Source organism: Amycolatopsis sp. VS8301801F10 (assembly GCF_046195355.1).
GTDB lineage: Bacteria > Actinomycetota > Actinomycetes > Mycobacteriales > Pseudonocardiaceae > Amycolatopsis.
In genome coordinates this window covers 5,246,355-5,272,056 of the sequence record NZ_CP176065.1, presented here as the reverse complement: position 1 = coordinate 5,272,056, position 25,702 = coordinate 5,246,355, and the positions used below count along the sequence as shown (strand labels likewise).

Here is a 25,702-nt window from a genome sequence, read left to right as displayed (position 1 = left end):
CTCACGGCATCCCCCACGGATCGCTCGCCCCGCCCGGTGGCACCGGCCGGACCGTGAAGTCCGGCCGGTCGCCGCGGCGGTACACGTACGCGTCCTGACCGCGTCCGAGGTCGACTTGCACGTCGCCGTTGGCCAGCCGCCGCCACCTCCGCGGACGGCCGTGCGCGTCCGTCACCGTCAGCTCGCCGTCGATGCCCGGCCGCAGTACGCACGGCGCACCGGCCTCGCTGTGCACCTTCAGCCAACGCGTTTTCCCGCTTTCCCGCGATGCGCTGAGCAGGAACGCGCCTTCGGTCCGGAAGTCGCGCAGTGCGATGTCGCCCCACGCCTCCGGTACCGCCGGGAAAAGCCGGACGACGCCGCCCCAGCTCTGCACCAGCATGTCCTGCATGGATTTCGCCGCGGACAACGGCGTTTCGATGACCGGACCGGATTCCTTGTACATCGTATTCGGCTGGATATACCGCTTTTGGAGTTCGCCGAGATAATACGCGGCCTTCTCGCCGCGGAGCATCTGCGCGGAGATCGACGCGGCGCCGGTGAACGTGTAGCCCTGCAACGCGCCCTCGAAGCCTACCCAGTGGTTGAGCGAGGTTTCGATGATCTCGCGGTGCTCCGGCTGTTCCCAGGTGATCTCGTAAAGCGGGTAGATCTGCAGCAGATGCGAGTAATGCCGGTGCGACTTCGCGAACGGCACGCCCGCGCCGATCATGTAGCCGTTTTCGTCGGCCGGGTAGTCGGTGAGCGTGGCGAGCACCTCCCGCCACTTCCCCGCCAGCGGATCGGCGATGCGCAGCTCTCGCGCGCTGTCGAGCAAAGTCCGGCAACCCCAGCGGATCAGCGCGAGGTCGTAGTTCGTGTCCGGCGCGTTCACGCCGTACTCCGGGGAGAAGGTCGCCGGGAGATGCAGGCGGCCGTCCGCGCCGGGGGCGAGGAAGTGGAGATAGTAGTTGATCGTCTTGCGCAGCAACGGGAACAGCGGGTCCCGCAGCAGCTGGCGGTCCATCGTGTGCCGGTAGGTGAGCCAGACGTTGTGCAGCGCCCAGGTGAGGTTGCCGACCTCGGGGGTCGGGGTGTCCTTGCCGGGAATGCCGACCGGGTAGCCGCTGGTCGCGTCAGCGAGGCCGTTGAGGAGCGTCATGTCGGTGGTGCGCGGGATGCCCGCGGAATCGGCCTGGTACGGCTGGGCGACCTGGCTGGTGAGCCGGTCGCGGTATTTGCCGAGCGCGTAGCTGACCGCGTCGAGTTCGAGGTGGTTGGAACCCTGGATCAGCCAGTATTCCAGCTGCACGTTGAGGTTCCACCAGGTCGCCGGCCACGGCGTGTTTTCCAGCCACGGCCCGGAAGTCGCCATCACCGGCGCTTCCCGGCGCGCGGCGGAGGCGACTTTGTACAGCTGGATCCAGTAGAAACTCTGCAGCCGAGTGTCCGGAACGGACAGGAAGCTGCGCCGGTAGTAGTCGTGCCACCAGCGGCGGTGGTCCCAGGTCAGCACGTCCAGGGCGCTCGCCCGCCGCACCGTCTGCAGGGCCCGGACCGCCGAGGTCTTCTCCGGATGCGACCACGCGACCGACGTGTACAGCGTCCGCGCACTGCCCCGGGCGACCTCGCGCCAGGCCGTCACGTGCTCGCCGCCCGCGAGCAGCGGCTGGACCGCGAGGTGCGCGTCGCCCGCCTGCCGCAGCTGGACCGGCGGGTTCTCCAGATATCCGTCCGGCGGCGGCTTTTTCCACACCGGATCAGCCCGCGGGCTGATCGCCTTCGCCGGATGGAACACCCACTGGAAACCGCGCTCGCCCTCCGACGGCCGCACCTCCACCGCGAGCAGCGACTGTCCGGTGTGGACGATCGCGCGCAGCTCAAGACTCCCGGCCGCGGTGGTGATCGTGCCGCTGAGTTCGGCGTTCCAGAGATCGAGCCGCCAGTCGAGGCCGGTGATCGCGCCGACCGGTTCGAGCGTGAAGTACCCGATCGGCAACCGCGCCAGGCCGAACAGCGACCCGAACTGCGGCCGGTGGTCCTGCACCTGGCTGTGCTGGACGTTGAAGCGGACCGCGTTGCGCCCGGGTTCGGCGTAGATGCCGGAGCCGAGGAAACCGTTGCCCAGGAACGGTCCCTCGTACCAGGTCTTCGGCATCCGCCGCCATCGCAGATCCGCGGTCGCGAGGAAGTCCGCCCAGCCGACGCCGTCGCGGCCCAGTTCCGCCGCATCGGCCCGCGGCAGCACTGGAGGCACTCCGACCGCTCCGGCGGCGATGCCCGCGAGCGCTCCGCCGAGCACTGTCCGGCGCGAGATGTCCATGTCCGCCAGCCTCCTCGTTTCTAGTCAGGCAAACCCCAGGCCGGAACAGCGCCCAGCGAAGGAACGTCACGCGGCGAAAAGTCCGGCCGGGCCCCGCGCGGGGTGACGGTGACCGTGCCGCCCCGCCGCAACGCCACCGTGATCCGCCGCGGCCCGACCGGCCGCCACGACAACCGCCGACCCCACTCGTCGCGGACGTCGATGTCGCCGTCGATCCCATGGTCGAGCACCAGCGGCGCACCGGCTTCGCTGTGCACCCGCACGAACTCCGTCGCACCGTTCCGCCGCGACGCGTCCACCAGAAACGCGCCCTCGGCACGCAATCCGGCGATCGACGCGTCCGGCCATTTCGCCGACACCGACGGGAACGCCTTCACCACTCCCCCGGACCCCTGCAGCAGCATGTCCACCACGGACTGGGCGGCGGTGATCGGGCTTTCGACGGCGAAGTTCGAGCCCTCGCGGTACATCGTGTTCGCGGTCAGTTCGGTGTCCGCGACGATGTTCCGGTCGAGGAAGAACTTCAAGTACCGCAAGGCTTCCTCGGGCTGGTCCATCACCGAGTTCATCGACGACGCGGCCGCGTAGCTGTAGCCGTGCCAAGCCGACTGGTCCGCCGCCCAATGCCGGAAGGTGCGGGTCATGACGTCCCGGTCGGCGGGCCGCTCCCAGTTCCGCTCCCGCAACGGGTACAGCCAGAGCAGGTGCGAGAAGTGCCGGTGCGAAGCGGCGAGCCGGACCCCGTCGCCGATCAGCACGCCCTCAGCCGGATCCTCGTGGTACGGAACGAGTTTCGCCGCGATCTCCCGCCACATCGGCACGCGCGGTTCGTTCAGCCGCAGGATCCGCGCGGAGTAGGCCAGGGTCGTCGCGGCCCAGCGGATCAGCGACAGGTCGTAGGTGCAGTCGGCCGCGTCGGCGTACTCCGGCGACCGGGTGAGCGGCAGGTGCAGGAGGCCGTCCGGGCCGGTGAAGAGGAAGTGCCGGTAGAAGTTGAGCGCCTTCGCGAGCGTCGGGTACAGCACGTCGCGCAGCACCGGCTGGTCGAGGTGATGCCGGTACGCGAGCCAGACATTGTGCAGGCCCCACAACAGGTTTCCGGTCTGGTCCGTTTTGGACGTCGTCCCCGGAACGCCGACCGTGCGGACGCCGCCGGGCCGCAGCCGCCAGTCCCCCGGATGCGACAGCGCGTAGGTGTCGCCGTCCCGGTACGCGGGCGGAACGGACACCTCCAGGTTCGCGTGATCGCGGCGGAAGGTCTCGGTCACCGCGTCCAGCTCCGGATGGTTGGTGCTGTTCACGATCGGATACGTGACCTGGACGTTGAGGTTCCACCACACCGCCGTCCAGCTGTTGCCGACCTCCGGGAACCACGGCCCCCATTCGGCGGCCACCGGGCCGTCCTCGCGGGTCGCCGAGGCGATCTTGTAGAGCTGGATCCAGTAGAACCGCTGCACCTGCTTGTCCGGCACGGACACGAAACTGCGCTGATGGAAGCCGTTCCACCAGCGGCGATGCCAGGCGAGCAGCACGTCCGGATTCATCGAGAGAGCCCGGCCGGCCGACGACACCGCGTCGCGGGTATGCGTGGAGCCCGGGAACGAATACGCGACCGTCGCCGCGAACAACCGCTTGGAGCCGACCCGCTTCTCCCCCCACGCCGTCGTATACCCGCCGCCCGCGGTCAACGGCTGTGCGCAGTACCCGTCGGTCTGTTCGGGGTCGGGATTCGCGGTGTACTCCGGGGGCTTGCGCACCGTCCGGGTCGTGGCCGACACGAGCGGCGCGAAGCCCCAGGTCGCCCCGGATTCGCCCGCGCTCGGGTCGAGCGAGACGAGCAGGACGCCGAGATCGTTGTGCACCACGGCGGAGAACGCGACCTGCCCGCGAGTGGTGGTGATGGTGCCGCCGAGTTCGGCGTTGTAGAGGTCGAGCGTCCAGTCGACGCCGGTGATCGCGCCCGCGAAGGCGAGTGTGACCGCGCCGATCGGCAGCCGGGACAGGCCGATCCCCGCTTCCCACTGGATGCGCTGGTCCTGGACCTGGGTGTGGCTGAGCATGAACTTGAGCACCTGCGGCGTCTGCCCGGCGTAAGCCTGGACGCCGAGAAAGCCGTTGGCCAGGAACGGCGCTTCCTGCCAGTTCTTCGGCATCCGCCGCCAGCGCATCCGCGCGTCCATGGCGACCTCGCGGTGCGGGCCGCGCGGCACCGCCAGCCCCGGTGGCGCGCCCTGGGCCCACAGCCCGCCGAACGCCGCCGCTCCGGCAGCGACCGACACGGATCGAAGCACCGTCCGCCGCGACACCCCGACCATGACGTTCCTCCGGATTCATATTACGTTTCGCTCCCGCTGGCGCGAGGTGAGCGGAATATATCCAGACAGGACAGGCGAAAGCCAGGGTTGTTCACTCGGAAAGCCGCACAGACATCCGATGACTGGGATCCGCCGGATGCGGGTTCAGATACGTGAAATCACCGAGCAGGACGCACGACGCGGTACCGCAGATGCGTGACGCCGCGCCCCTCGAGCCGGCGCACCGGCTCCAGTTCGACGGAGCCGAGCCCGGCCGGCTCGAACAACCGCCGTCCCCCGCCCAGCAGCACCGGGACGAGGTGCAGTTCCAGTTCGTCGAGCTGGCCCGCTGCCAGCAGAGCCTGCGCCGCGCCCGCGCCGTGGACCAGCACCGCGCGGCCACCCGCTTTGCCCCGGGCCTCGTCGGCGCAGGCGTCGACGTCGGTGTAGAACCGCGCGCTGCCCGGCGGCACGTCGGCCGGATCGGCCTGGCGGGTGAGGACGTGGATCGGGACGCCGTCGTGGTGGTCGCCGTTCCATCGCTTGGCCAGTTCGAACGTGCGGCGGCCGGAGATCACCGCACCGGTGGACGAGGCCTCGGCGTACACCTGCCCGTTGACCTCTTCGGACCTGCGGTCGTCGAGCCAGTTGAACAGCCGTCCGCCGCCGCGGCCGAGTTCCTGGCCCGGCCGGTCGTCCGGCCCGGCGATGTACCCGTCGACCGACATGGACATGTACAGCCGCAGCGGCGTCCGGCTCATCGTCCCGTCCCGCTTCCGGCCCAGTCGGCGGCGGTCATGCCGTCGAGGTGTCCCGCGGGCCACTGGACGAGTTCGATCCGCCGCCCGTCCGGGTCGGCGAGGAACGTCTCGACGGTGACGAACTCGTCGCCGGGCAGCTTGAGCATGGTCAGCTGCCCGATCGCCGTCCCGGGCACAGTGCCGACGAACTCGTAGCCGAGCGCCGAAGAGAACTTCAGCGACCGGGGAAGATCGGTCACCCGCAAGCCGAGGTGCGGAGTCCGCATTCCGGTGCCTCCTTCGCGTGCCTGGCCCGCTGCCAGCCGCACTCACCGGTGCGTCGATCGCCCGGCGCCGGATTCGACACCCGCGGAGAAATTTCCGTCCGACGCGCCCGGCGGCCCGGATTCAGAGCGCCGGCAACTCCGCCCGGTCCAGCCAAGCCGAGAAGAACTCCCGCAGAGACCGCCCCGCGTAGGACTCGGCCAGCGACACGAACCCCTCGGTAGTCACCGCACCGTGCCGGTTCTCCACCGCCCACGCCTTCACCAGCGCGAAGAACGCCGGATCCCCGATCTCCCCGCGCAAGGCGTGCAGCGTCAGCCCGCCGCGCTTGTAGACCCGCTCGTCGAACATCCGGGCCACCCCGGGATCGCCGATCGCCACGTCCGCGGGCTTGGCCCGCACCCGCCCGTACCACGTCCGGGCCAACGCCTCCGCCGACTCGCCGCCGGACCGCTCCGACCACAGCCACTCGGCGTAAGTAGCGAATCCCTCGTTGAGCCAGATGTGCTGCCAGTCCGCCACCGTCAGGCTGTTCCCGAACCACTGGTGCGTCAGTTCGTGCACCACGAGCCGCTCGTGCGTGCGCTTGCCGTCCACGTGGTTGGCCCCGAAGATCGCCATCCCCTGCGCCTCGATCGGATCGTCGAGGTCGTCGTCCGTCACCACCACGACGTACTCGCCGAACGGATAGGGCCCGAACCACTCCTCGAGCGCCTCCATCATCCGGCCCTGGCGGCCGAAGTCCCGCGCGAACGCCCGCCGCAGCCGAGGCGGCACCGCGGCCCGTTGCACGACGCCGCCCGGCCGGTCGACCACAGTCCCCGGAACCCAGGCGCCGTCGGACAATTCGAGGTCTTCGTACCGCCCGATCTGGACGCTCATCAGGTACGTCGAAGTCGGCTCCGGCCGTTCGAACACCCATTTCGTGGTGCTCGCCGACTGGTACCGCGACACGAGATTCCCTGTCGCCGCAACGAGATACGGCGACGACGTGGCCACCGCGAGCCGGTAGCTCGCCTTGTCCGCCGGATGGTCGTTGCACGGGAACCACGACGGCGCGCCCACCGGCTGGCTCGCCACCAGCGCGCCGTCGGTCAGCTCGTCCCAGCCGATGTCGCCCCAGCGGCTGCGCACCGGGCGCGGGTTGCCCGCGTAGCGGACCTCCACCTGGAACTCGGTGCCGGCCGGCACCGAGCGCGCCGGTTTGACCTGCAGCTTCAGCCCGCGCCGGGTGTACTTCGCCGGTTTGCCCCCGACCAGCACGCGCGACACCCGGAACTCGCCGAAGTCGAGCGTCAGCCGGGACAGCGCCTGGGTGGCCTCGCAGGTGAGCACCGCGGTGGCGGACAGCCGGTTCGGCCCGATCCGGTAGTCGAGATCGAGGTCGTAGTGCCGGACCCGGTAGCCGCCGTTCCCGTGCGCGGGGAGGTATCCGTCGCCCGAGGTCTCCGCTCCGGGCGCGGCCGCTTTCCCGTTCACCCGCACCGAAACCCGCCTTCGCCCGCCGCCGTGATCTTCTCCAGGATGAGGCGCCGCGACAGGGTCCGCAACGCCTCCGCCCTCACCGCCGCCAGGCCGAGATCGGATTGCCGAGCCAGCGGGTGTCCGCGGGCACCGCGTCGCCGCGCGTCACGAGCGAGCCCGGGCCCACCGTGGTGCGCGCGCCGATGCTCGCGCCCGGCAGCACGATCCCGTGCGGGCCGAGCGTCGCGCCCTCTTCCAGCGTCACCCGCGACATGGTCATGATCCGGTCGTGAAACAGGTGCGTCTGCACCACGCAGCCGCGGTTGATCGTCGCGCCGTCGCCCAGTTCGACCAGGTCGGACTCGGGCAGCCAGTAGGTGTCGAGCCAGACGCCGCGGCCGATCTTGACGCCCATCGTGCGCAGCCACGCGGGCAGCAGCGGCGTGCCGCCGAGCGCCCCGATCAGCCACGGCACCGCGAGCGCCTCGACGAAGGTGTCGGCCAGCTCGTTGCGCCACACGAACGAACTCCACAGCGGATGGTCGATCTCGCGGAACTTCCCGACCAGCAGCCATTTCGCCGCCGTCGCGGTGAGCGCCGCGACGATCCCGGCGGCCAGCAGCACCGGCCCGGCCAGCAGCGCGGCGACCCAGAACCCGCCCTGCGACGCCAGCGCCAGCAGCGCGAACGCGACGCCGACGGTCAGCGCGACCGCGCACATCACCGGGACGATCCGGCACAGCTCGACCAGCGCGCGGGCCGCCTTGAGCCGCAGCGGCGGCGTGTACGTGCGGCTGGTGTCGCTCTGCTCCACCGCGCGGCGCACCGGCAGCGGCGGCATGCCGAGGTACGACGAGCCCTTCTTCGCCTTCGCCGGAGTCGAGGACAGCACCCCGACCAGCCCGCGCTTCGGCACCGAACGGCCCGGCGCGGTCATCCCCGAGTTGCCGAGGAACGCCTGCTTGCCGATCCGCGCCGGGGCGGCGTGCAGCCAGCCGTGGCCCAGTTCGTAGGTGGCGACCATGGTGTCGTCGGCCAGGAACGCGCCACTGTCCACTTTGGTCATCTTCGGCAGCGCGAGGACGGTGGACGCCTCCACGTTGCGGCCGACCTTCGCGCCGAGCAGCCGCAGCCACACCGGCGTGAACAGGCTGGCGTACAACGGGAACAGGCCTTCGCGAGCCATCCCCATCAGCCGCTCGGTCGCCCAGACCTGCCACGCGACGCGGCCGTGCACCGGGTGGTAGCCCTCGACCATGCCGACGCCCAGCGCGCGGACCCCGGCCAGCACGAGCAGCGCGTACGTCAGGAAGTACGCGACGGTGGCGACCGGCGCGAACAGCAGCGCCTGGCCCAGCGCGGCGCCCACATCAGAGGCGCCAACGACCGCGTACCCGATCACCGCGACGCCGGGCAGCGCAGCGATCCCGGGCAGCAGCCCGAGGAACATCGAGGTCGCGCCGTACACCGCGGCCCAGAACCGCGACCGCGGCGGACGGCTCGACGGCCATTTCAGCGCGTCCTTGACGTCCGAGCGCACCGCGGGCGAACCGGCCCAGCGCTGGCCCGCCGGGACCGCGCCGCGCACCGTCGACCCGGCGGCGATCTCCGCGCCCTTGCCGATCCGGGCGCCGGGGAACAGCGTGCTGCGCGCGCCGACCCGGGCCTCGGCCCCGATCCGCATTTTGCCGATGTGCACGACGTCGCCGTCGACCCAGTGGCCGGACAGGTCGACCTCGGGCTCCACCGCGGCGCCGCGGCCCAGCTTGAGGAAGCCGGTGACCGGCGGCGGCGAGTGCAGGTCGACGTCCTTGCCGATGCGCGCGCCCAGCGCCTTCGCGTACGTCGTCATCCACGACGCGCCCGCGACGCTGTCCGCACCGCTGAACTCGGCCAGCTTCTCGGCGGTCCACAGTCGCAAGTGGACACTGCCGCCGCGCGGGTAGGTGCCGGGGCGCACCCCGGCCAGCAGCACGCGCGCGCCGCCCGCGGCGACGGCGATCCGCCCCGCCGGGGTGAACAGCACGAGCCAGGCGAGCACCAGCCACGCCCAGTTCAGCGTCGGCGCCCACGAAACGCCCAGCAGCGCGAGCACGTTCGAGCAGGCGGCGGCGAGCGTGGTCCAGCGCAGTCCGACGAGGCCCATCAGCGGGACCATCAGCAGCGACTGCACGAGCCCGGCGCGGCGCGGCGTCGGCGCGATCTCGCGGCGCTCGGTCTCCTCGCCGTTCAGCGCGTCCAGCTTCGCGGCCAGCGCGCCGAGCTTCGGGTTCTGGTAGATGTCGCTGACCGACACCTCGGGGTGGCGGGTGCGGATGCGCGCGATCAGCTGCGCCGCGGTGAGGCTGCCGCCGCCGTTGGTGAAGAAGTCGGCGCCGGCGCTGCTGACCGACACGCCCAGGATTTCGCTCCAGCCCTCGGCGAGCCACGCCTCGGTGGGCGACAGACCGGCCGCGCTCGCGTCCACAGTGGACAGCGGCCACGGCAGCGCGGCGCGGTCGACCTTGCCGGACGTGCGGGTGGGCAGATCGTCGATCGTGGCGAGCAGCGGCACCAGCGCGGCGGGCAGCTGCGCCCGCAGCCGGGTCGCGGCGTCGTCCGTGTCGAGCGTCGCGCCGTCCTCGGGCACGACGTAGCCGACGAGGACCTGGTTGCCCGCCTTGGTGCGGCGGACCGCGGCGGCCGCGCCGCGCACGCCGGGCAGCGCCTGCAGCGCCGCGTCGACCTCGCCCAGCTCGATCCGGCGGCCGCCGAGCTTGATCTGCTCGTCCATCCGGCCGAGGAACAGCAGGCCTTCCGGCTCCGCGCGGACCATGTCGCCGCTGCGGTAGGCGCGTTCCCAGCCCATCGAGGGCAGCGGCACGTACTTCTCCGCGTCCTTGTCCGCGTCGAGATACCGGGCGAGCCCGACGCCGCCGATGACCAGCTCGCCGGTTTCGCCCATGGCGACCGGCTCGCCCGCCTCGTTCACCACGACCAGCTGCCAGCCGGCCAGCGGCAGGCCGATCCGCACCGGTCCCTCGCCGGTCATCTGCGCGGCGCAGGCGACGACGGTCGCCTCGGTGGGGCCGTAGGTGTTCCACACTTCGCGGCCTTCGACGGCCACGCGCTCGGCCAGCTCCGGCGGGCAGGCTTCGCCGCCGAAGATGAGCAGCCGCACGTCTTCCAGCGCGTCCGCCGGCCACAGCGCGGCCAGCGTCGGCACCGTCGACACCACGGTGATGCCCTGCGCGACCAGCCACGGGCCCAGGTCGACGCCGGTGCGGACCAGCGCGCGCGGCGCGGGCACCAGGCAGGCGCCGTGCCGCCAGGCCAGCCACATCTCTTCGCAGGAGGCGTCGAACGCGACGCTCAGCCCGGCCAGCACCCGGTCGCCCGGGCCGATCGGCTCGTCGGTCAGGAAAAGCCGGGCTTCGGCGTCCACGAAGGCCGCCGCCGAGGCGTGCGTGACCGCGACGCCCTTCGGCTTGCCGGTGGAGCCGGAGGTGAAGATGACCCACGCGTCGTCGGACGGGCCAGGCGTGCCAGTGGCCCCGCTCGGCGTGCCCGCGACGGTGATCTCGCCATCGGTGGCGATCGCGGCGACGCCTGCCTCGCTGAACACCAGCTCGGCGCGCTCGTCCGGGTCGTCCGCGTCGACCGGCACGTACGCCGCGCCGACCGACAGCGTCGCCAGGATCGCGATGTACAGCTCGGCGGTGCCCGAGGAGATCCGGATGCCGACCCGGTCGCCCCGGCCGACGCCGTGCTCGCGCAGCTTGCCGGCGTACGCGTCGATCTCTTCGGTCAGCCTGCGGTAGCTCAGCGGGCCGGTGCCGTCGTCGAGCGCGGCGGCGTTCGGGTGCCGCTCCGCGGTCGCGGCGAGGATGTCCAGCAGGGTGCGCTCGGCGGCGGGCGCGGCGGTCTCGAACAGAGCGGGCGAGAGCGCGGCCTCGACGGCGAGAGTCAGTGCTTCGGTGCTGCCGGAATCGGCGGTCAGCGTCACCGGGCCGCCCCGGTATTCCGGCACGACAGGGGCAGGGTCGAACTCTGGGCGCGCAAGCCCATCACTCACCTTTCGCGAGCGTCATTCGGGCTGGCCATCCGAATGAGGCGCCCGTAGCGACCGTCCACTTTACGCGGCGATCAAGCCCAGGTCGCGCCTGGGCAACGGCGGCGTGTCGGACGTCACCGCGCGCTGGTCCGGCAAGGGAATCCCGGGAAATCGGCTCCGCCGGGATTCCCTTGCCGGGAAAGGAATCACCGGTTGCGGGCCGCTTTTCCGCCCGCCTTCGGCTTCTGCTTCTTTTCGCGGACGCGCACATTCACCCGGACCGGACTGCCCGCGAAGCCGAACTGCTCGCGGAATTTCCGCTCGATGAACCGGCGGTACCCGGCCTCGAGGAAGCCGGTGGTGAACAGCACCAGCGTCGGCGGGCGGATGCCGGCCTGCGTCGCGAACAGCACCTTCGGCTGCTTGCCGCCGCGCACCGGCGGCGGCGTGGCCGCGACGAGGTCGGACAGCCAGCCGTTGAGCTGCCCGGTCGACACGCGCTGGTCCCACGAGGCCAGCGCCGTGCGCAGGGCGGGCGCGAGCTTGCGCACCGCGCGCCCGGTGAGCGCGGAGACGTTGACCTTCTCCGCCCACGGCACCCGCACGAGGCCGCGGTCCAGCTCGCGCACCATGGCGTGCCGGCGGTCCTCGTCGACCAGGTCCCACTTGTTGAACACCAGCACGCACGCGCGGCCCGCCTCGACCACCATCGTCAGCACCCGCAGGTCCTGCTCGGTCAGCGGTTCGGACGCGTCCAGCAGCACGAGCGCGACCTCGGCCGCGTCGATCGCGGTCTTGGTGCGCAGGGAGGCGTAGTACTCCGCGCCGTCGGCGAAGTTGACCCGCTTGCGCAGGCCCGCGGTGTCCACGAACCGCCAGACCTCGCCGTCCAGCTCGACCAGCGAGTCGACCGGGTCGACCGTGGTGCCCGCGACCGAGTCGACCACCGAGCGCTGCTCTCCGGAAAGCCGGTTGAGCAGGCTGGACTTGCCGACGTTCGGCTTGCCGACCAGCGCGACGCGGCGCGGCCCGGCGGTGACCGCGCCGGCTTCGCGCGGCGCCTCGGGCAGCGCGGCCATGATGGCGTCGAGCAGGTCGCCGGAGCTGCGCCCGTGCAGCGCGCTGACCGGATGCGGTTCGCCGAGGCCCAGCGACCACAGCGACGCGGTGTCGGCCAGCAGCCGATCGTCGTCCACCTTGTTCGCGGCCAGCAGGACCGGCTTCTTCGAGCGGCGCAGCACGCGCGCGACGGCCTCGTCGGTGGCGGTGGCCCCGACCGTCGCGTCGACCACCAGCAGCACCGCGTCCGCGGTCTGCATGGCCATCTCGGCCTGCTGCGCGACCGAGGCCTGCAGGCCGGTGGCGTCGGGCTCCCAGCCGCCGGTGTCGACGAGCGTGAACCGGCGGCCGGCCCAGAACGCGTCGTAGGCGACGCGGTCGCGCGTCACGCCCGGCACGTCCTGCACGACCGCTTCCCGGCGGCCGAGGATGCGGTTGACCAGCGTGGACTTGCCCACGTTCGGCCGCCCGACCACGGCGAGCACCGGCTGCGCGGCGGCCGCCCGGCCGTCGGCCTCCTCGGCCTCGATCTGCGCGTCGAGCGCGGCGAACTCGGACTCGTCGGACCAGCTTCCGTCGACTTCGCCGAGACCGTCCACCGCACTGTCGGCGGCGTCAAACCCTGTCATTGTTTCCCACTTCGCCTACGGCGTGGCGAACCCGTGTTCGCCCCGCCAGTCGTCCAAAGCCTTCACCAGCGCCGCGAGCTGCGCGCGCAGCTCTTCAGTGCCCTGGTCCAGGCCCTTGCGGCCCGGACCGACCTTCAGCGCGAACGGCTCCCCGAAGAGGAGGTCCACGCGCGGGCGCCACCGGCGTTTGCCGTCGGCGGGCTTGCGCGTCCCGCGGATCGCCACCGGCAGCACCGTGGCGCCCGAAGCGCGCACGAGCCACGCCGCGCCGCGTTCGGCGGCCCCGACGTCGCCCTCGCCGCGAGTGCCCTCGGGGAAGATCCCGACCGCCCCGCCCGCTTTGAGCACCCCGACCGCCGTGGTCAGCGGCGTCCGGTCGATCTCGCCCCGGCGGACCGGGATCTGGCCGATCGCCCGCAGGAGCCGCCCGGCGGCGCCCTTGAACAACTCGGCCTTGGCCAGGAACGCGCTGCGCCGCGGAAGCATTCCGATCAGCAGCTGCGGATCGACGTTCGAGCTGTGGTTCGCGATCACGACGAGCGGCCCGCCGGCGGGCACCCGGTCGCGGCCGTGCACCCGGATTCGGAACGCCGGACGCAGATAATACCGGCCCGCGGTCCGCCCGATGTCGAGCAGGAGCCCGTTCGCCCCCTCGGGGAGGGCCCCGCTCACCGGCTGACCCCGGCCTCGGCGGCGGCCGGCTCGGCCGGGCAGTCGCCGAGCAGCCCGCGCCCGCGGGCGAGTTCGGCCAGCGCGACGATCACCTGGTCGATCGTCAGCTCGGACGTGTCCACCTGGACCGCGTCCCCGGCCGCGCGCAGCGGCGAGGCGGCGCGGGTGGAGTCGATCCGGTCGCGGCGCTCCACCGATTCGCGGGCGGATTCGACGCTCGAGGCGCGGCCCGCCGCGGAGTCCTGGGTGTTCCGCCGCGCGGCGCGGACCTCGGCCGAGGCGGTGAGGTAGACCTTGAGCGGCGCGTCCGGCGCGACGGTGGTGCCGATGTCGCGGCCCTCCACGACGATCCCGCCGTCGCCCTCGGTCGCGTCGGCGATCATCCGGCGCTGGCGGGCGACGAGCACCTCGCGCACCTGCGGCACGGCCGACACCGGCGACACCGCGCCGGTCACCTCGGGGCCGCGGATCTCGGCGGCCACGTCCTCGCCGGCCAGGCGGACGTCCGGCCGCTCCGGGTCGGTGCCGAGCGAGAAGTCGACGTCGTGCGCGAGCGCGCCGACCGCGTGTTCGTCGGCGAGGTCGATGCCGGCGCGCAGCACGGCCAGCGTGACGACGCGGTACATCGCTCCGGTGTCGAGGTAGCGGGCGCTCAGCCGGCCGGCGAGCTTGCGCGCCACCGTGGTCTTGCCGGTTCCCGACGGGCCGTCCAGCGCGACCACCCCACGTAGGGCTCCCGTCACCGATGTTCTCCTCACGTTCGTCCCGCACTCCCGGTCCGGTTCATTCTGCCGGTAGCCGGTCCCGGCACCTCAGGCGGTGTCCACGGCGGACTGTCAGGCACTCCGCCACGGCGCGTTCAGGGCTGTCACCGCGATCTTGTTCCTGCTGGGCTGAACTCCGCGAATCGGACAATGAGTTACCTTGGCTAGCGTGAACGTCGAAGTCACCCCCCTTCCCGGAATCGGTGTCCGCAAGGACTTCGCCACCCGCGCGGGACGCCGCATCGGCGTCGTGACCCAGCGGGACGGCAAGATCGAGCTGATCGTCTCCAAATCGGACGATCCGGACGCCTGCCTCGCGTCGCTGCCGCTGACCGCGGACGAGGCGGGCGCGCTCTCGAACCTGCTGGGCGCGCCGCAGCTGGTGGCGCAGCTGAACGAGGAGCACCGCGAGCTGCCGGGCATCAACACCAAGCAGCTGCCGATCACCGCGGACAGCCCGTTCGACGGCCGTTCGCTCGGCGACACCGCGATGCGCACGCGCACCAGCGTTTCGGTGGTGGCGGTGATGCGGGCCGGGCAGGTGCACCCGTCGCCGACGCCGGACTTCCTCTTCACCGCGGGCGACCTGCTCGTGGCGGTCGGCACGTCCGAGGGCCTGGAAGCCGCCGCCAAGATCCTCAAGCACGGCTGATGGACCACACCGCACTTTCGCTGATCGAACTCGGCGCGGTCTTCTTCGTGCTCGGCGCGCTGGGCAGGCTCGCCGGCCGGATCGGCCTCTCCCCCATCCCGCTGTACCTGCTCGGCGGCCTGTGCTTCGGCTCGGGCGGGCTGATCCCGCTCGCCGACATCGGCGATTTCGCCCACCTCGCCAGCGAAATCGGCGTGGTGCTGCTGCTCCTGCTGCTCGGCCTGGAGTACTCCGCGGCCGAACTGTTCACCGGCATGCGGCGGTCGTGGACCGCGGGCCTGGTGGACATCGTGCTCAACGCCGCGCCCGGCGCCGCGGTCGCGCTGATCCTGGGCTGGGGCCCGATCGGCGCGATCGTCATGGCGGGCGTCACGTACATCTCGTCGTCCGGCATCATCGCGAAGGTCCTCGGCGACCTGGGCCGGCTCGGCAACCGCGAAACGCCGGTGGTGCTGTCGATCCTCGTGTTCGAGGACCTCGTGATGGCGCTGTACCTGCCGATCCTCACCGCGGTCCTCGGCGGGGTCAGCCTGCTCGGCGGCCTGGAAGCGGTCGGCATCTCGCTGCTGGTGATCACCGTGGTGCTGGTGATCGCGCTCAAGTTCGGCCGCTACGTCTCGGCGCTGGTGGACAGCGACGACCGGGAAGTGTTCCTGCTGAAGATCCTCGGCGCGGCGCTGCTGGTGGCCGGAATCGCGTCGGCGCTGCAGGTGTCGGCGGCGGTCGGGGCGTTCCTGTTGGGGATCGCGGTGTCCGGCTCGACGGCGCACAACGCGACTCGGTTGCTGGAGCCGTTGCGGGACCTGTTCGCGGCGATGTTCTTCGTGGTGTTCGGGTTGAATACCAACCCGTCGTCGATCCCGCCGGTGCTGGGATGGGCCGCGATTCTCGCCGTGGTGACGACGCTGACGAAGGTGGCTACCGGATGGTGGGCCGCGCGTCGGCAGAAAATTGGACGGCTCGGCCGCGCTCGGGCCGGGGCGGCTTTGGTTGCGCGGGGCGAGTTTTCGATCGTGATCGCCGGGTTGGCGGTGACCGCGGGCGCGGTGGACGGCGAACTCGCCGCATTGGCTACCGCGTACGTGCTGCTGATGGCGATTCTCGGGCCTACCGCGGCTCGAGTGGTGGAGCCGATCGCGAAAGCCTTCCAGCGCAAGGCCGCCGCGAAGGAAACCGTCACCGCCAACTGACGTCCGGGTGGGGACTCCGAGGCAATCGGCGTCCCCACCCGGCTTCGGTCAGCGCAGGTCGAACCGCGCGGCAGCCGGAACGTGCGCCAAGGCGCCCGAGGGCGCGGATTCCGTCCGCGGACGCGCCGGAACCGTGCCGACCAGCGGAATCTGGGCCGCGGTCTTCGCCAGGTCGATCGTCAGCTTCGGCGGGTTCGCGGGCGCGGCGATGAAACCGTTGTCGGTCCCGCCGATCACCAGCGCCAGCCGGTGCCCGGCCGGGACGACGTGGTCCGTGCTCGCGAGACGGAACGTCATCGTGTACGCCTTGCCCGGCGTGAGCCGCGCTTCCCGGCTCAGCGACTGGTAGTTCGCCAGGTCCGCCCAGCCTCGGCTGATGATCGTGTAGTCCACGTTCTTCGTGTCCGCGCTGGTCACCTTGTAGCAGGCGCTGTCGCCGTCGGTGCTCGAACCCCAGCACGTGCGGTCCGTGCCGGTCACGATTCCTTCGCCGGGGCCGGAGAAATTGCGGATCTTCGCCGGGCCGTAGTCCACCAGCATCGCCGACAGCCGCGCGGTCGAAGTGCTCGGCGTCGCCGTCACGGTGATCGACGAGGTGCCCGAAACCTGCACCGGTGCCGTGAGCGGACCGGTGCTGTACAGGACGCGGTTCGCCGACGTGGCCGACGGATTCGCCGCCCACTCGTTCTCCCCCGTCTTCGGGTTGTCGGTGAACGACGCGCTTCCCCGGCTGCCCACGGTGCCGAGCGTGCCGACGCCCGGCGTGCGGCCCGGCTGCGGACGCAACACCGTGGTCTTCGTGCCCGGCGCCGGGTAAGCGGCTTGGCTGGCCCACTGGTCCGGCTGGCGTTCGACGGTCGCCATCGGTTCCTTGTCGATGCCGTTGTCGATGCCCATCAGATAGTGGTCGAACCACCGGTGCAGGGTGTCGACCCACTCGGTGCGGCGGTAGTCGAACGGATCGACGTGGCCGGTCTGCGCGAGCCAGATCTTGCGCTGCACGCCCTTCGCGGCGAGCGCGTCCCACCATTGGCCGTAGTTGATCGGCATGACGTTCAGGTCGTTCACGCCGTGCGAGATGAACACGCTGGCGCGCACGTTCTTCGCGTTCGCCACGTAGTCGCGCTCCGCCCACAGCGGCCCGTAGTCGCCGTTCTCGGTCGCGCCCTCGGCGAGTTTCCGGTTCTGCGCCGAGCAGTCCTGGCCGCCGTTGCGCCGCTCGACGGTCTGCGCGAGCCCGTCCGGGTTGAAGCCGAACGACGCGCCGTCCGAGCGGTAATAGTCATACCAGGAGCTGATCGCGGAAATCGGCACGATCGTCTTGAGCCCCTCGACGCCGGTCGAGGCGACGCCGTTGGCGATGGTGCCGTCGTAGGACTTGCCGATCATCCCGACGCCGCCGTCGCTCCAGCCCGCCGACGTCGTCGTGCCGCCGGTCTTCGCGGTGTAGCCGGTCGCGCGGCCGTTCAGCCAGTCGATCACCTTCTTCGCCGACTGGACGTCCGAGTTGCCGCCGACGTCCACGCAGCCGGTCGACCGGTTCGTGCCCGCCAGGTCCACGAGCACCACCGCGTACCCGCGGGGCACGAAGTAGTTGTCGTAGAACAGCGGGAAGCCGACCGGGCGGCCCTGCGCGTCGTACGTCTTGAACTGGGTTTCGTTGCCGCGCCCCACCGAGGAGTAGTACGGGCTGGCATCCATGATCACCGGGATCTTCCTGCCCGCCTCGGCCGGTTCCCTCGGCCGCACGATGTCGGCGGCGACCCGGTCGCTCACGCCGTCTCCGTCGCCGTCCCGGCCGAGGTCGACCCACACCGTCTCGCGGATCGCCCCGGCGTAGTCGTACTGCGGCTCCGTCGCGGTTCTCGCCGGGGCGGCCGTCGCGGCCGCCGGCACCACCACTCCCGCGGCCAGCACCGCGGCGGCGCACAGCCCTGTCAGCACACGCATTCCCGTCGCCCTCCAGAGTCGTCGTCGGGTACCGACAACTCAACCGGGGCGGCGGGGCCCGGCATCAGGGCCGAAAGTGGGGAACCGGTCAGAGTCCCACGGTGCGGTACAGCGCGCCGACCTCGCCGCGGTTCAGCCTGCGGATCGTGCCCTGGCGCTGGTTGCCCAGCTGGACGTCGCCGACCGCGGTGCGCACCAGCTTGCGCACCGGGTGCCCGGTGGCCGCCATCAGCCTGCGCACGATGTGCTTGCGGCCCTCGTGGATCACCAGCTCGACCATGCTGCGGCCGGAGTGCATGTCCTTGACCCGGAACTGGTCGACCTTCACGATGCCGTCCGGCAGCTCCCAGCCCGCGCGCAGCTGTTTGCCCAGCCCGCGCGGCACCAGGCCCTCGACCTCCGCGAAGTAGGTCTTGAGCACCCGGTAGGACGGGTGCATCAGCCGGTGCCCGAGGTCGCCGTCGTTGGTCAGCAGCAGCAGGCCCTCGGTGTTCTCGTCGAGCCGCCCGACGTGCACGACGCCCGGGGTCTCCTCCCACCGGCCGCGCAGGTAGTCGCCGACGCACGGGCGGCCCCGGTCGTCCGACATCGTGGAGTGCACGCCCTTGGGCTTGTTGAACGCGAGGTACACGAGGTCGTCGCGGAGGTTGACCCGCGTGCCGTCGACGTGGATCACCGCCTCCTCCGGGTGCACGCGGCGGCCCAGCTCGGTGACGACCTCGCCGTCCACCTCCACGCGGCCGGCCGCGATCAGGTCCTCGGCCGCGCGGCGCGACGCCACGCCGGCCTGCGACAGGACCTTCTGCAGGCGGATGCCGTCGGGGTGCTGCTCAGATGTCATCGATGGTGTCCACTTCGGGTAGCAGCGGAGCGATCGGGGGCAGGTCGTTCAGCGACGACAGCCCCAGTCGCTCCAGGAACAGCTCGGTCGTCACGTACAGCGTGCCCGTGGTCTCCGGGTCGGTGCCCATCTCCTCGATGAGCCCCCGCGCCAGCAGGGTCCGGATCACGCCGTCCACGTTCACCCCGCGCACCGCCGCGACCCGGGCCCGGGTGACCGGCTGCCGGTACGCGATCACGGCGAGGCTCTCCAGCGCGGCCCTGGTCAGCTTCGACCGCTGGCCGTCCAGCAGGAGCTTCTCCACGAACGGGGCGTAGGTGTCCCTAGTGTAGAACCGCCACCCTTCGCCGACGCGCCGCAGGTCGATCCCGCTGGCCCGCTCGGCGAACTTCTGCGCCATGGTGCGCAGCGCGACGGTCACCCGGGCGACCGGCTGGTCCAGCGTTTCGGCGAGGGAATCCTCCCCGATCGGCGAATCCACGACGAGCAGCAGGGCTTCGAGAGCGGCTTCGAGCGCCTCGTCGTCCTCGACGCTGGGCAGGCCGCTGTCCACGGCGACCAGGCCTTCGTCGTCGGAGGGCCCGGCTTCGGGTTCGGCTTCGGCAGCGGCTTCGCCCTCCGGCGCGGCCTCGGCTTCGGCTTCGGCAGGCTCCGCGGTCTCCGGCTCGACGGCGTCGGCGGGCTCCGCTTCGGCCTCGTTGTCCGGCCGCGGCGCGGTTTCCGGCTCGGTCTCCGCGGCCGGTTCCGGCTCCCCGACCGGCTCGGCCGCCGCCTCTTCGGCCTCGACCTGGGCCTCTTCCGCCGGAGCCTCCGGAGTCTCCTCCGGCACGCGGTCGTCTTCGGTGCTCACCCGTATTCCTCCTCCTCGGCCGCCGCGCGGTCCTGCTCGGCGGCGGCGGACGCCTCGGCCACGCTGCCGCCGGTCCAGCGGACGTGCAGTTCCGCCAGCGCCTCCAGCTGGTCGAACTGCACCGCCGATTCGCGGTACAGCTCCAGCAGCGCGAGGAACCGGGCCACGACCTCCACCGTGTGCTCGCAGTCCGAGGTCAGTTCCTTGAACGTCGCCTGCCCGGCCTCGGCGAGCTTCACCCGCAGCAGCGCGGCGTGCTCGCGCACGGACACGCGCCCCATGTGGATGTGCGCGATCGACACTTGCGGCGGCGGCTTCGGCCGGAACACCGCGACCGCGATCTCCGCGAACCGCTCCGGCGTGACGCCCAGCATCACCTCCGGCAGCAGCCCGAGGTAGCGCTCCTCCAGCGCGACCGACCGCGGGTACCGGCGCAGCGCGTTCTCCTCCAGCTCGCCGAACAGCGCGGCCACCTGCTTGTACGCGCGGTACTGCAGCATCCGCGCGAACAGCACGTCGCGGGCTTCCAGCAGGGCCAGGTCGTCCTCGTTCTCGACCTCGGCCGCGGGCAGCAGCCGGGCGGCCTTGAGGTCGAGCAGGGTCGCCGCGATCACCAGGAACTCGGTGGTCTCGTCGAGGTTCCAGTCCGGCCCGAGCGCGCGGGTGTAGGCGATGAAGTCGTCGGTGACCGTGTGCAGGGCGACCTCGGTGACGTCCAGCTGGTGCTGCGAGATCAGCTGCAGCAGCAGGTCGAACGGGCCCTCGAAGTTCTGCAGCCGCACCTTGAACTTCGAGGAGCCCTCCTCGGCGGCGTACCCCTCGGGGATGGTGCCGCCGTGCACCGTCTGGTGCCCGGCCGGAGCCGCCGGGTCTTCCGGGACCGCGGCGGCGTCCGCGTCCCCGGTGCTCTCCGCGCCGTCCGAGCCGGCAGTGCTCTCCGAGCTCTCCGAGACGTTCTCCGAGACGTTTTCCGAGACCGCCGCTTCCGGCTCCGGCAGCTCGGCCGATGCCGGTTCGTCCATCAGCCCTCGGTTCCGCCGTCCTCGCCGCTCGCCCGCAATCGCTGCACCAGCACCGACTCCTCGCCGCGCTGGTCGAAGTCGGCGAGCAGCACCGCGACCGCCTCGCGGACCAGCCTGCCGCGGTCGACGACCAGGTCGTGCTTGGCGCGCAGGTTCAGCCGGGCCTGCTCCATCGCGAGCAGTTCCTCGCCGGAGACGTACACGGTGATCTTCGCGTCGTGCTTGGTGCGCCCGGAGCCGCCGCGCGCCGCGTTGCGGGCCAGCTGCTCGGCCTCCGCGCCGCCGGCGGGCTTGCCGCCGCGCTGCACCGGTTCCGCCGGAGCGGGCACGGCGGGGCGTTCGAGGGCGGGGGTCGCCGGACTGGAGGTGAGGCGGAAAAGCTCCGACGCTCCGGGCAGGGAAGCGCGCCTGCTCACCGAGCGATCACCTCGCGGGCCAGCGCGCGGTAGGCCGCGGCGCCGGCGGACTTGGGGGCCCAGGTCGTGATGGGTTCGCCCGCGACCGTCGTCTCGGGGAACCGCACGGTGCGGTTGATCACCGTGTCGAACACGGTGTCGCCGAATGCCTCCACCACGCGAGCCATGACCTCCTTCGAGTGCAGGGTTCTCGGGTCGTACATCGTGGCGAGAATCCCCGTGATGTCCAGTTTGGGGTTGAGGCGTTCCTGCACCTTCTCGATCGTGTCGATCAGGAGCGCGACGCCTCGCAGACTGAAGAACTCGCACTCCAGGGGGATGATCACACCGTCCGCGGCGGTCAATGCGTTCACCGTCAACAGGCCGAGCGAGGGCTGGCAGTCGACAAGAACATAGTCGTAGTCGTTCATCACCGGACGAAGGACCCGTAACAACGTGTGCTCGCGCCCTACCTCTGCGACGAGCTGGACCTCCGCCGCCGACAGGTCGATGTTGCTCGGCAGCAGGTCAACGCCGTCGACGCGGGTTTTGCGGAGCACGTCCTCGATCTTGACCGAGCGCTCCATGATGACGTTGTAGACCGTCTGGTCCAGTTCGTGCGGCTGGATGCCGAGCCCGACCGACAGCGCGCCCTGCGGGTCGAAGTCGACCAGCAGCACGCGGCGGCCGCATTCGGCGAGCGCGGCCCCGAGGTTGATCGTGGACGTGGTCTTGCCGACCCCGCCCTTCTGGTTGCACATGGCGAGCACCTTCGCCGGGCCGTGCCGCTCCAGCGGCGGCGGCTCGGGGATCTCGCGCAGCGGGCGCCCGGTCGGCCCGATCCCGCTCTCCGCGCGCTCCTTCGCCCGCATCCGGGCGCGCTCGCCGCGGGTCATCGGCCGCTCCGGCTCGTCGCCCTCGTGGTCCGCCGGCGTGGCGATCCGCGCGTGCTCGAGGTTCGCCGCGGCCGGACCGGACGGCCCGGCTGACCCGGACGGCCCGGCTGGCGCGGCGGACCCGGGCGACGCTGCCGGGTCCTCCGGCTGGTTCGGGGTCGGTGTCGACATGGCGCGAAAGCTCCTTGTTCGGCGGGGTCTGGCGCAGCCTATGCGGATTTCCGGAGCCCCGGCAAAGCGCCGCGCCGGGCCGCACGGGCCGAGTCACCGCAGCGTGGGAAGGCTGTGGGACGCCTCGGGCATTCAGCCCAGCGCGCGCGGATGCGCGGTGGCGTAGACCTCGCGCAGCGTCGTGACCGTGACGAGCGTGTACACCTGGGTCGTGGTCACCGAGGCGTGGCCGAGCAGTTCCTGCACCACGCGGACGTCCGCGCCGCCTTCGAGCAGGTGGGTCGCGAACGAGTGGCGCAGGGTGTGCGGCGACACCGCGGCGGTGATCCCGGCCCGCTCGGCGGTGTCCTTGAGCACCTGCCACGCGCTTTGCCGGGAAAGCCGGCTGCCGCGCGCGTTGAGGAAGATCGCCGACGTGCCCCGGCCGTTCGCGGCGAGCGCGGGACGGGCGCGGACCAGGTAGGCGTCGAGTGCTTCGAGCGCGGGACGGCCGATCGGCACCAGCCGTTGCTTCCCGCCCTTGCCGTCGAGCAGGACGGTGCGCTCGGTGTCGTCCACATCGTCCACGTCGAGGCCGACCGCCTCGGAAATCCGCGCTCCGGTCGAGTACAGCAGTTCCAGCAGCGCCCGGTCGCGCAAAGCGCGTTCGCCGTCCGGCGGCGGAGTGTCGAGCAGCTTGAGGACGTCCGCGACCGGCAGCGCCTTGGGCAGCCGTTTCGCCGCCGCGGGCGGGCGGACGTCGCGGGCCGGGTCGTGTTCGGTGAGCCCGTCGGCGTGCGCGAACTTGTGCAGCCCGCGCACCGCGACCAGCGCCCGCGCGGCCGACGACGCGGCCAGCGGCTGGTGTTCTTCGTCGCCCTCGCGCAGCGCCGCGCCGAACGACGTGACGTGGGCGGGCGTGACCTCGGTCAGCCGCTCGACCCCCGCCGCTTCCAGATGCGCGGCGTAGCGCCGGAGGTCGCGGGAGTAGCTGTCGAGGGTGTTGCGGGCGGTGCCGCGTTCCACGACGAGGTGGTCGAGGTACGTGGCGATCGCGCCTCGCACCTCGACACCCGCATCGTTCACGCCGCCACTCTAGGACGGCGCACCGACAGAACGGGGAAATCAGCCCTCGGCCAGTCGGCGAGCGAACCGCGTCGGCCGGTCCTGCCACGGCGCGTCGGCCGGGCGCGTCTGGGCCGCCCCGGTCAGAACCGCGTGCGCGGAAAGGACACCCGAGACGGTCGCGCCGTTGACCAGCTCGCCCGCCAGCGCCATCCGGACCGCCTCGGCGAGCGGGAATTTCCGCACCACCAGGTCGGCCTCCTCGTCGCCGAGCACCTCACGGTCCACTTCGGACAGATCGCGCGCGAGGAAGACGCGCACCACCTCGTCGGTGAACCCGGGCGAGGCGGCGACGTCGACCAGCGTCTCCCAGCTTCCCGCCGCCAGCCCGGCCTCCTCGGCCAGCTCGCGCCGGGCCGCCTCGACCGGGTCCTCCCCCGGCTTGTCGATCAGCCCGGCGGGCAGCTCCCACAGCCGGCGCCCGAGCGGATGCCGGTACTGGTGCACGAGCGTGACGTTGTCCTCGCCGTCCAGCGCCGCGATCACCACCGCGCCGAGATGTTCGACCACCTCGCGCTTGGCGGTTTCCCCGCCGGGCATCACGACGTCGTCGACCCGCAGGCCGACGACGCGTCCGAGGTGGACGACCGTGCTGCCGGCGACGGAGAACTCGTGCGTGCCGGGCGCGCTCACCGAGCCGCCACGGGCGTCTCGGGCAGTTCGACCGGGAGCCGCTCGGCGACCTTGCGGTCCACGACGGCCTTCACGAACGCGCTGAACAGCGGGTGCGGCCGGGTCGGGCGGCTCTTCAGCTCGGGGTGCGCCTGGGTGCCCACGAAGAACGGGTGCACGTCCGCGGGCAGTTCGACGAACTCGACCAGGCGGTCGTCCGGCGAGGTGCCGGAGAACACCAGGCCGGCGTCGCCGATCTGCTTGCGGTAGGCGTTGTTCACCTCGTAGCGGTGCCGGTGCCGCTCGGACACCTCGGTGGTGCCGTACGCCTTGGCCACCTGCGAACCCGGCTTGAGCTTCGCCGGGTACGCGCCGAGCCGCATCGTGCCGCCCATGTCCCGCTCGCCCGCGACGACGTCGCGCTGGTCGGCCATGGTCGAGATCACCGGGTGCTTCGTGGTCTCGTCGAACTCGGCCGAGTTCGCGCCCTCGATGCCGGCCAGGTTCCGGGCGCTCTCGATGACCATGCACTGCAGGCCGAGGCACAGCCCGAGCAGCGGGACGCCGTGCGTGCGCGCGTAGTGGATCGCGCCGACCTTGCCCTCGATGCCGCGGATGCCGAACCCGCCCGGGATCAGCACACCGTCCACATCGGACAGCACGGAGGCCGCGCCGGATTCGGTCTGCGCGTCGTCCGAGGCGACCCAGACGATCTCGACCTTGGCGCGGTGCGCGAACCCGCCCGCGCGCAGCGCCTCGGTGACCGAGAGGTACGCGTCCGGCAGGTCGATGTACTTGCCCACCACGGCGACCCGGACGACCTCGGCCGGGTTGTGCACGCGGTCGAGCAGGTCGCCCCACACCGTCCAGTCGACGTCGCGGAACGGCAGGCCGAGGCGGCGCACCACGTACGCGTCGAGCGCCTCGCCGTGCAGCACCTTCGGGATGTCGTAGATCGAGCGCGCGTCCGGGCAGGCGATGACCGCCTCGGTGTCGACGTCGCACATCAGGCCGATCTTGCGCTTGAGGTCGTCCGGGATCTCCCGGTCCGCGCGGCAGACCAGCGCGTCCGGCTGGATGCCGATGTTGCGCAGCGCGGCGACCGAGTGCTGGGTCGGCTTGGTCTTGAGCTCGCCCGAGGGGGCGAGGTAGGGCACGAGCGACACGTGCAGGAAGAAGCACTGGTCGCGGCCGACGTCGTGGCGCACCTGGCGGCACGCCTCGAGGAACGGCAGCGACTCGATGTCGCCGACCGTGCCGCCGACCTCGGTGATCACCACGTCCGGCGCGACGCCGTTCTCGTCCGGCCCGGCCGCGGCGGTGATCCGCGCCTTGATCTCGTCGGTGATGTGCGGGATCACCTGGACGGTGTCGCCGAGGTACTCGCCGCGGCGCTCCTTGGCGATCACCTCCGAGTACACCTGTCCGGTGGTGACGTTCGCCTTGCCGTCGAGAGAGCGGTCGAGGAAGCGCTCGTAGTGCCCGATGTCGAGGTCGGTCTCGGCGCCGTCGTCGGTGACGAACACCTCGCCGTGCTGGAACGGGTTCATCGTCCCGGGGTCGACATTGAGGTACGGGTCGAGCTTCTGCATCGTGACGCGGAGTCCGCGCGCGGTGAGGAGCTGTCCGAGGCTGGACGCCGTCAGACCCTTACCCAGAGAGGAGGCGACGCCTCCGGTGACAAAGACATACTTGGTAGCCCGCGACTGAAGTCCCACGGGCCGCCAGCATATCCCACTCCCGCCGGTTCGCTCGCCGACGCCTCTTCCCGGCGCGG

At 71.6% G+C, this 25,702-nt stretch carries 20 protein-coding genes; 2 read left to right on the top strand and 18 right to left on the bottom strand.

Going from position 1 to position 25,702, the window contains the following annotated elements:
- Position 1: 1 nt before the first annotated feature.
- The 9 genes from F9C11_RS24945 to cmk all read right to left on the bottom strand — a co-directional run bounded on the left by F9C11_RS24945 (position 2) and on the right by cmk (position 14,200).
- Positions 2–2,302 (bottom strand): glycosyl hydrolase family 95 catalytic domain-containing protein, encoded by a 2,301-nt coding sequence (locus F9C11_RS24945; protein WP_409179772.1) that lies wholly within the window; start codon positions 2,300–2,302, stop codon positions 2–4.
- Between the two features lie 20 nt (positions 2,303–2,322).
- On the bottom strand, positions 2,323–4,617 hold the full coding sequence (locus tag F9C11_RS24940) for a glycosyl hydrolase family 95 catalytic domain-containing protein (RefSeq protein WP_409179771.1): 2,295 nt from the start codon (positions 4,615–4,617) through the stop codon (positions 2,323–2,325).
- A 158-nt stretch (positions 4,618–4,775) separates the two neighbouring features.
- Positions 4,776–5,357 (bottom strand): dihydrofolate reductase family protein, encoded by a 582-nt coding sequence (locus F9C11_RS24935; protein WP_409179770.1) that lies wholly within the window; start codon positions 5,355–5,357, stop codon positions 4,776–4,778.
- A complete protein-coding gene (locus F9C11_RS24930) occupies positions 5,354–5,623 on the bottom strand; it encodes a VOC family protein (RefSeq protein ID WP_409179769.1) in 270 nt (89 codons plus the stop codon). The genes F9C11_RS24935 and F9C11_RS24930 overlap by 4 nt, the downstream gene beginning before the upstream one ends.
- A gap of 121 nt (positions 5,624–5,744) precedes the next feature.
- Entirely contained in the window at positions 5,745–7,100 is a 1,356-nt protein-coding gene (locus F9C11_RS24925) for a M1 family metallopeptidase (RefSeq protein WP_409186974.1), read from the bottom strand.
- Between the two features lie 82 nt (positions 7,101–7,182).
- Positions 7,183–11,070 carry a Pls/PosA family non-ribosomal peptide synthetase gene (locus F9C11_RS24920; RefSeq protein WP_409186973.1) on the bottom strand — a complete coding sequence of 1,296 codons (3,888 nt, stop codon included), beginning with the start codon at positions 11,068–11,070 and terminating at the stop codon, positions 7,183–7,185.
- Between the two features lie 254 nt (positions 11,071–11,324).
- On the bottom strand, positions 11,325–12,806 hold the full coding sequence (gene der / locus F9C11_RS24915) for a ribosome biogenesis GTPase Der (protein WP_409179768.1): 1,482 nt from the start codon (positions 12,804–12,806) through the stop codon (positions 11,325–11,327).
- A gap of 15 nt (positions 12,807–12,821) precedes the next feature.
- On the bottom strand, positions 12,822–13,478 hold the full coding sequence (locus tag F9C11_RS24910) for a lysophospholipid acyltransferase family protein (protein WP_409179767.1): 657 nt from the start codon (positions 13,476–13,478) through the stop codon (positions 12,822–12,824).
- On the bottom strand, positions 13,475–14,200 hold the full coding sequence (gene cmk, locus F9C11_RS24905; protein WP_409186972.1) for a (d)CMP kinase: 726 nt from the start codon (positions 14,198–14,200) through the stop codon (positions 13,475–13,477). The genes F9C11_RS24910 and cmk overlap by 4 nt, the downstream gene beginning before the upstream one ends.
- 211 nt (positions 14,201–14,411) lie before the next feature.
- On the opposite strand from cmk, the gene F9C11_RS24900 reads away from it, so the two are divergent.
- On the top strand, positions 14,412–14,894 hold the full coding sequence (locus F9C11_RS24900; protein WP_409179766.1) for a cation:proton antiporter regulatory subunit: 483 nt from the start codon (positions 14,412–14,414) through the stop codon (positions 14,892–14,894).
- Positions 14,894–16,084 carry a cation:proton antiporter gene (locus tag F9C11_RS24895; RefSeq protein WP_409179765.1) on the top strand — a complete coding sequence of 397 codons (1,191 nt, stop codon included), beginning with the start codon at positions 14,894–14,896 and terminating at the stop codon, positions 16,082–16,084. The genes F9C11_RS24900 and F9C11_RS24895 overlap by 1 nt, the downstream gene beginning before the upstream one ends.
- A 48-nt stretch (positions 16,085–16,132) precedes the next feature.
- Here the strand turns inward: F9C11_RS24895 and F9C11_RS24890 are convergent, their stop codons facing one another.
- The 9 genes from F9C11_RS24890 to F9C11_RS24850 form a co-directional block, all read right to left on the bottom strand.
- Positions 16,133–18,034: a Xaa-Pro dipeptidyl-peptidase gene (locus F9C11_RS24890; RefSeq protein ID WP_409179764.1), complete on the bottom strand. Its 1,902-nt coding sequence runs from the start codon at positions 18,032–18,034 to the stop codon at positions 16,133–16,135.
- Positions 18,035–18,122: 88 nt separating this feature from the next.
- Positions 18,123–18,875 (bottom strand): pseudouridine synthase, encoded by a 753-nt coding sequence (locus F9C11_RS24885; RefSeq protein ID WP_409179763.1) that lies wholly within the window; start codon positions 18,873–18,875, stop codon positions 18,123–18,125.
- Positions 18,865–19,725, bottom strand: a complete 861-nt coding sequence (scpB, locus tag F9C11_RS24880; RefSeq protein WP_409179762.1) for an SMC-Scp complex subunit ScpB — start codon at positions 19,723–19,725, stop codon at positions 18,865–18,867. Before scpB ends, F9C11_RS24885 begins: the two co-directional genes overlap by 11 nt.
- Positions 19,722–20,747: a segregation and condensation protein A gene (locus tag F9C11_RS24875; protein WP_409179761.1), complete on the bottom strand. Its 1,026-nt coding sequence runs from the start codon at positions 20,745–20,747 to the stop codon at positions 19,722–19,724. The genes scpB and F9C11_RS24875 overlap by 4 nt, the downstream gene beginning before the upstream one ends.
- Complete coding sequence (locus F9C11_RS24870) at positions 20,747–21,163, bottom strand: cobyrinic acid a,c-diamide synthase (RefSeq protein ID WP_409179760.1); 417 nt, start codon at positions 21,161–21,163, stop codon at positions 20,747–20,749. The genes F9C11_RS24875 and F9C11_RS24870 overlap by 1 nt, the downstream gene beginning before the upstream one ends.
- On the bottom strand, positions 21,160–22,209 hold the full coding sequence (locus tag F9C11_RS24865) for a ParA family protein (RefSeq protein ID WP_409179759.1): 1,050 nt from the start codon (positions 22,207–22,209) through the stop codon (positions 21,160–21,162). Before F9C11_RS24865 ends, F9C11_RS24870 begins: the two co-directional genes overlap by 4 nt.
- Before the next feature lie 132 nt (positions 22,210–22,341).
- Entirely contained in the window at positions 22,342–23,274 is a 933-nt protein-coding gene (xerD, locus tag F9C11_RS24860) for a site-specific tyrosine recombinase XerD (RefSeq protein ID WP_106965024.1), read from the bottom strand.
- 39 nt (positions 23,275–23,313) lie between these two features.
- Positions 23,314–23,946: an NUDIX domain-containing protein gene (locus tag F9C11_RS24855; protein WP_409179758.1), complete on the bottom strand. Its 633-nt coding sequence runs from the start codon at positions 23,944–23,946 to the stop codon at positions 23,314–23,316.
- The gene (locus F9C11_RS24850) at positions 23,943–25,643 is read right to left on the bottom strand and encodes a CTP synthase (RefSeq protein ID WP_409179757.1); all 1,701 of its coding nucleotides are present in this window, start codon (positions 25,641–25,643) and stop codon (positions 23,943–23,945) included. Before F9C11_RS24850 ends, F9C11_RS24855 begins: the two co-directional genes overlap by 4 nt.
- Positions 25,644–25,702 lie beyond the last annotated feature (59 nt).

Coding starts and splice junctions, on each gene's coding strand:
- F9C11_RS24875 (WP_409179761.1), bottom strand. CDS start 20,747: ATGGACGAACCGGCATCGGCCGAGCTGCCGGAGCCGGAAGCGGCGGTC.
- F9C11_RS24895 (WP_409179765.1), top strand. CDS start 14,894: ATGGACCACACCGCACTTTCGCTGATCGAACTCGGCGCGGTCTTCTTC.
- F9C11_RS24940 (WP_409179771.1), bottom strand. CDS start 4,617: ATGGTCGGGGTGTCGCGGCGGACGGTGCTTCGATCCGTGTCGGTCGCT.
- F9C11_RS24885 (WP_409179763.1), bottom strand. CDS start 18,875: ATGACATCTGAGCAGCACCCCGACGGCATCCGCCTGCAGAAGGTCCTG.
- der (WP_409179768.1), bottom strand. CDS start 12,806: ATGACAGGGTTTGACGCCGCCGACAGTGCGGTGGACGGTCTCGGCGAA.
- F9C11_RS24930 (WP_409179769.1), bottom strand. CDS start 5,623: ATGCGGACTCCGCACCTCGGCTTGCGGGTGACCGATCTTCCCCGGTCG.
- F9C11_RS24890 (WP_409179764.1), bottom strand. CDS start 18,034: ATGCGTGTGCTGACAGGGCTGTGCGCCGCCGCGGTGCTGGCCGCGGGA.
- F9C11_RS24945 (WP_409179772.1), bottom strand. CDS start 2,302: ATGGACATCTCGCGCCGGACAGTGCTCGGCGGAGCGCTCGCGGGCATC.
- F9C11_RS24935 (WP_409179770.1), bottom strand. CDS start 5,357: ATGAGCCGGACGCCGCTGCGGCTGTACATGTCCATGTCGGTCGACGGG.
- F9C11_RS24865 (WP_409179759.1), bottom strand. CDS start 22,209: ATGTCGACACCGACCCCGAACCAGCCGGAGGACCCGGCAGCGTCGCCC.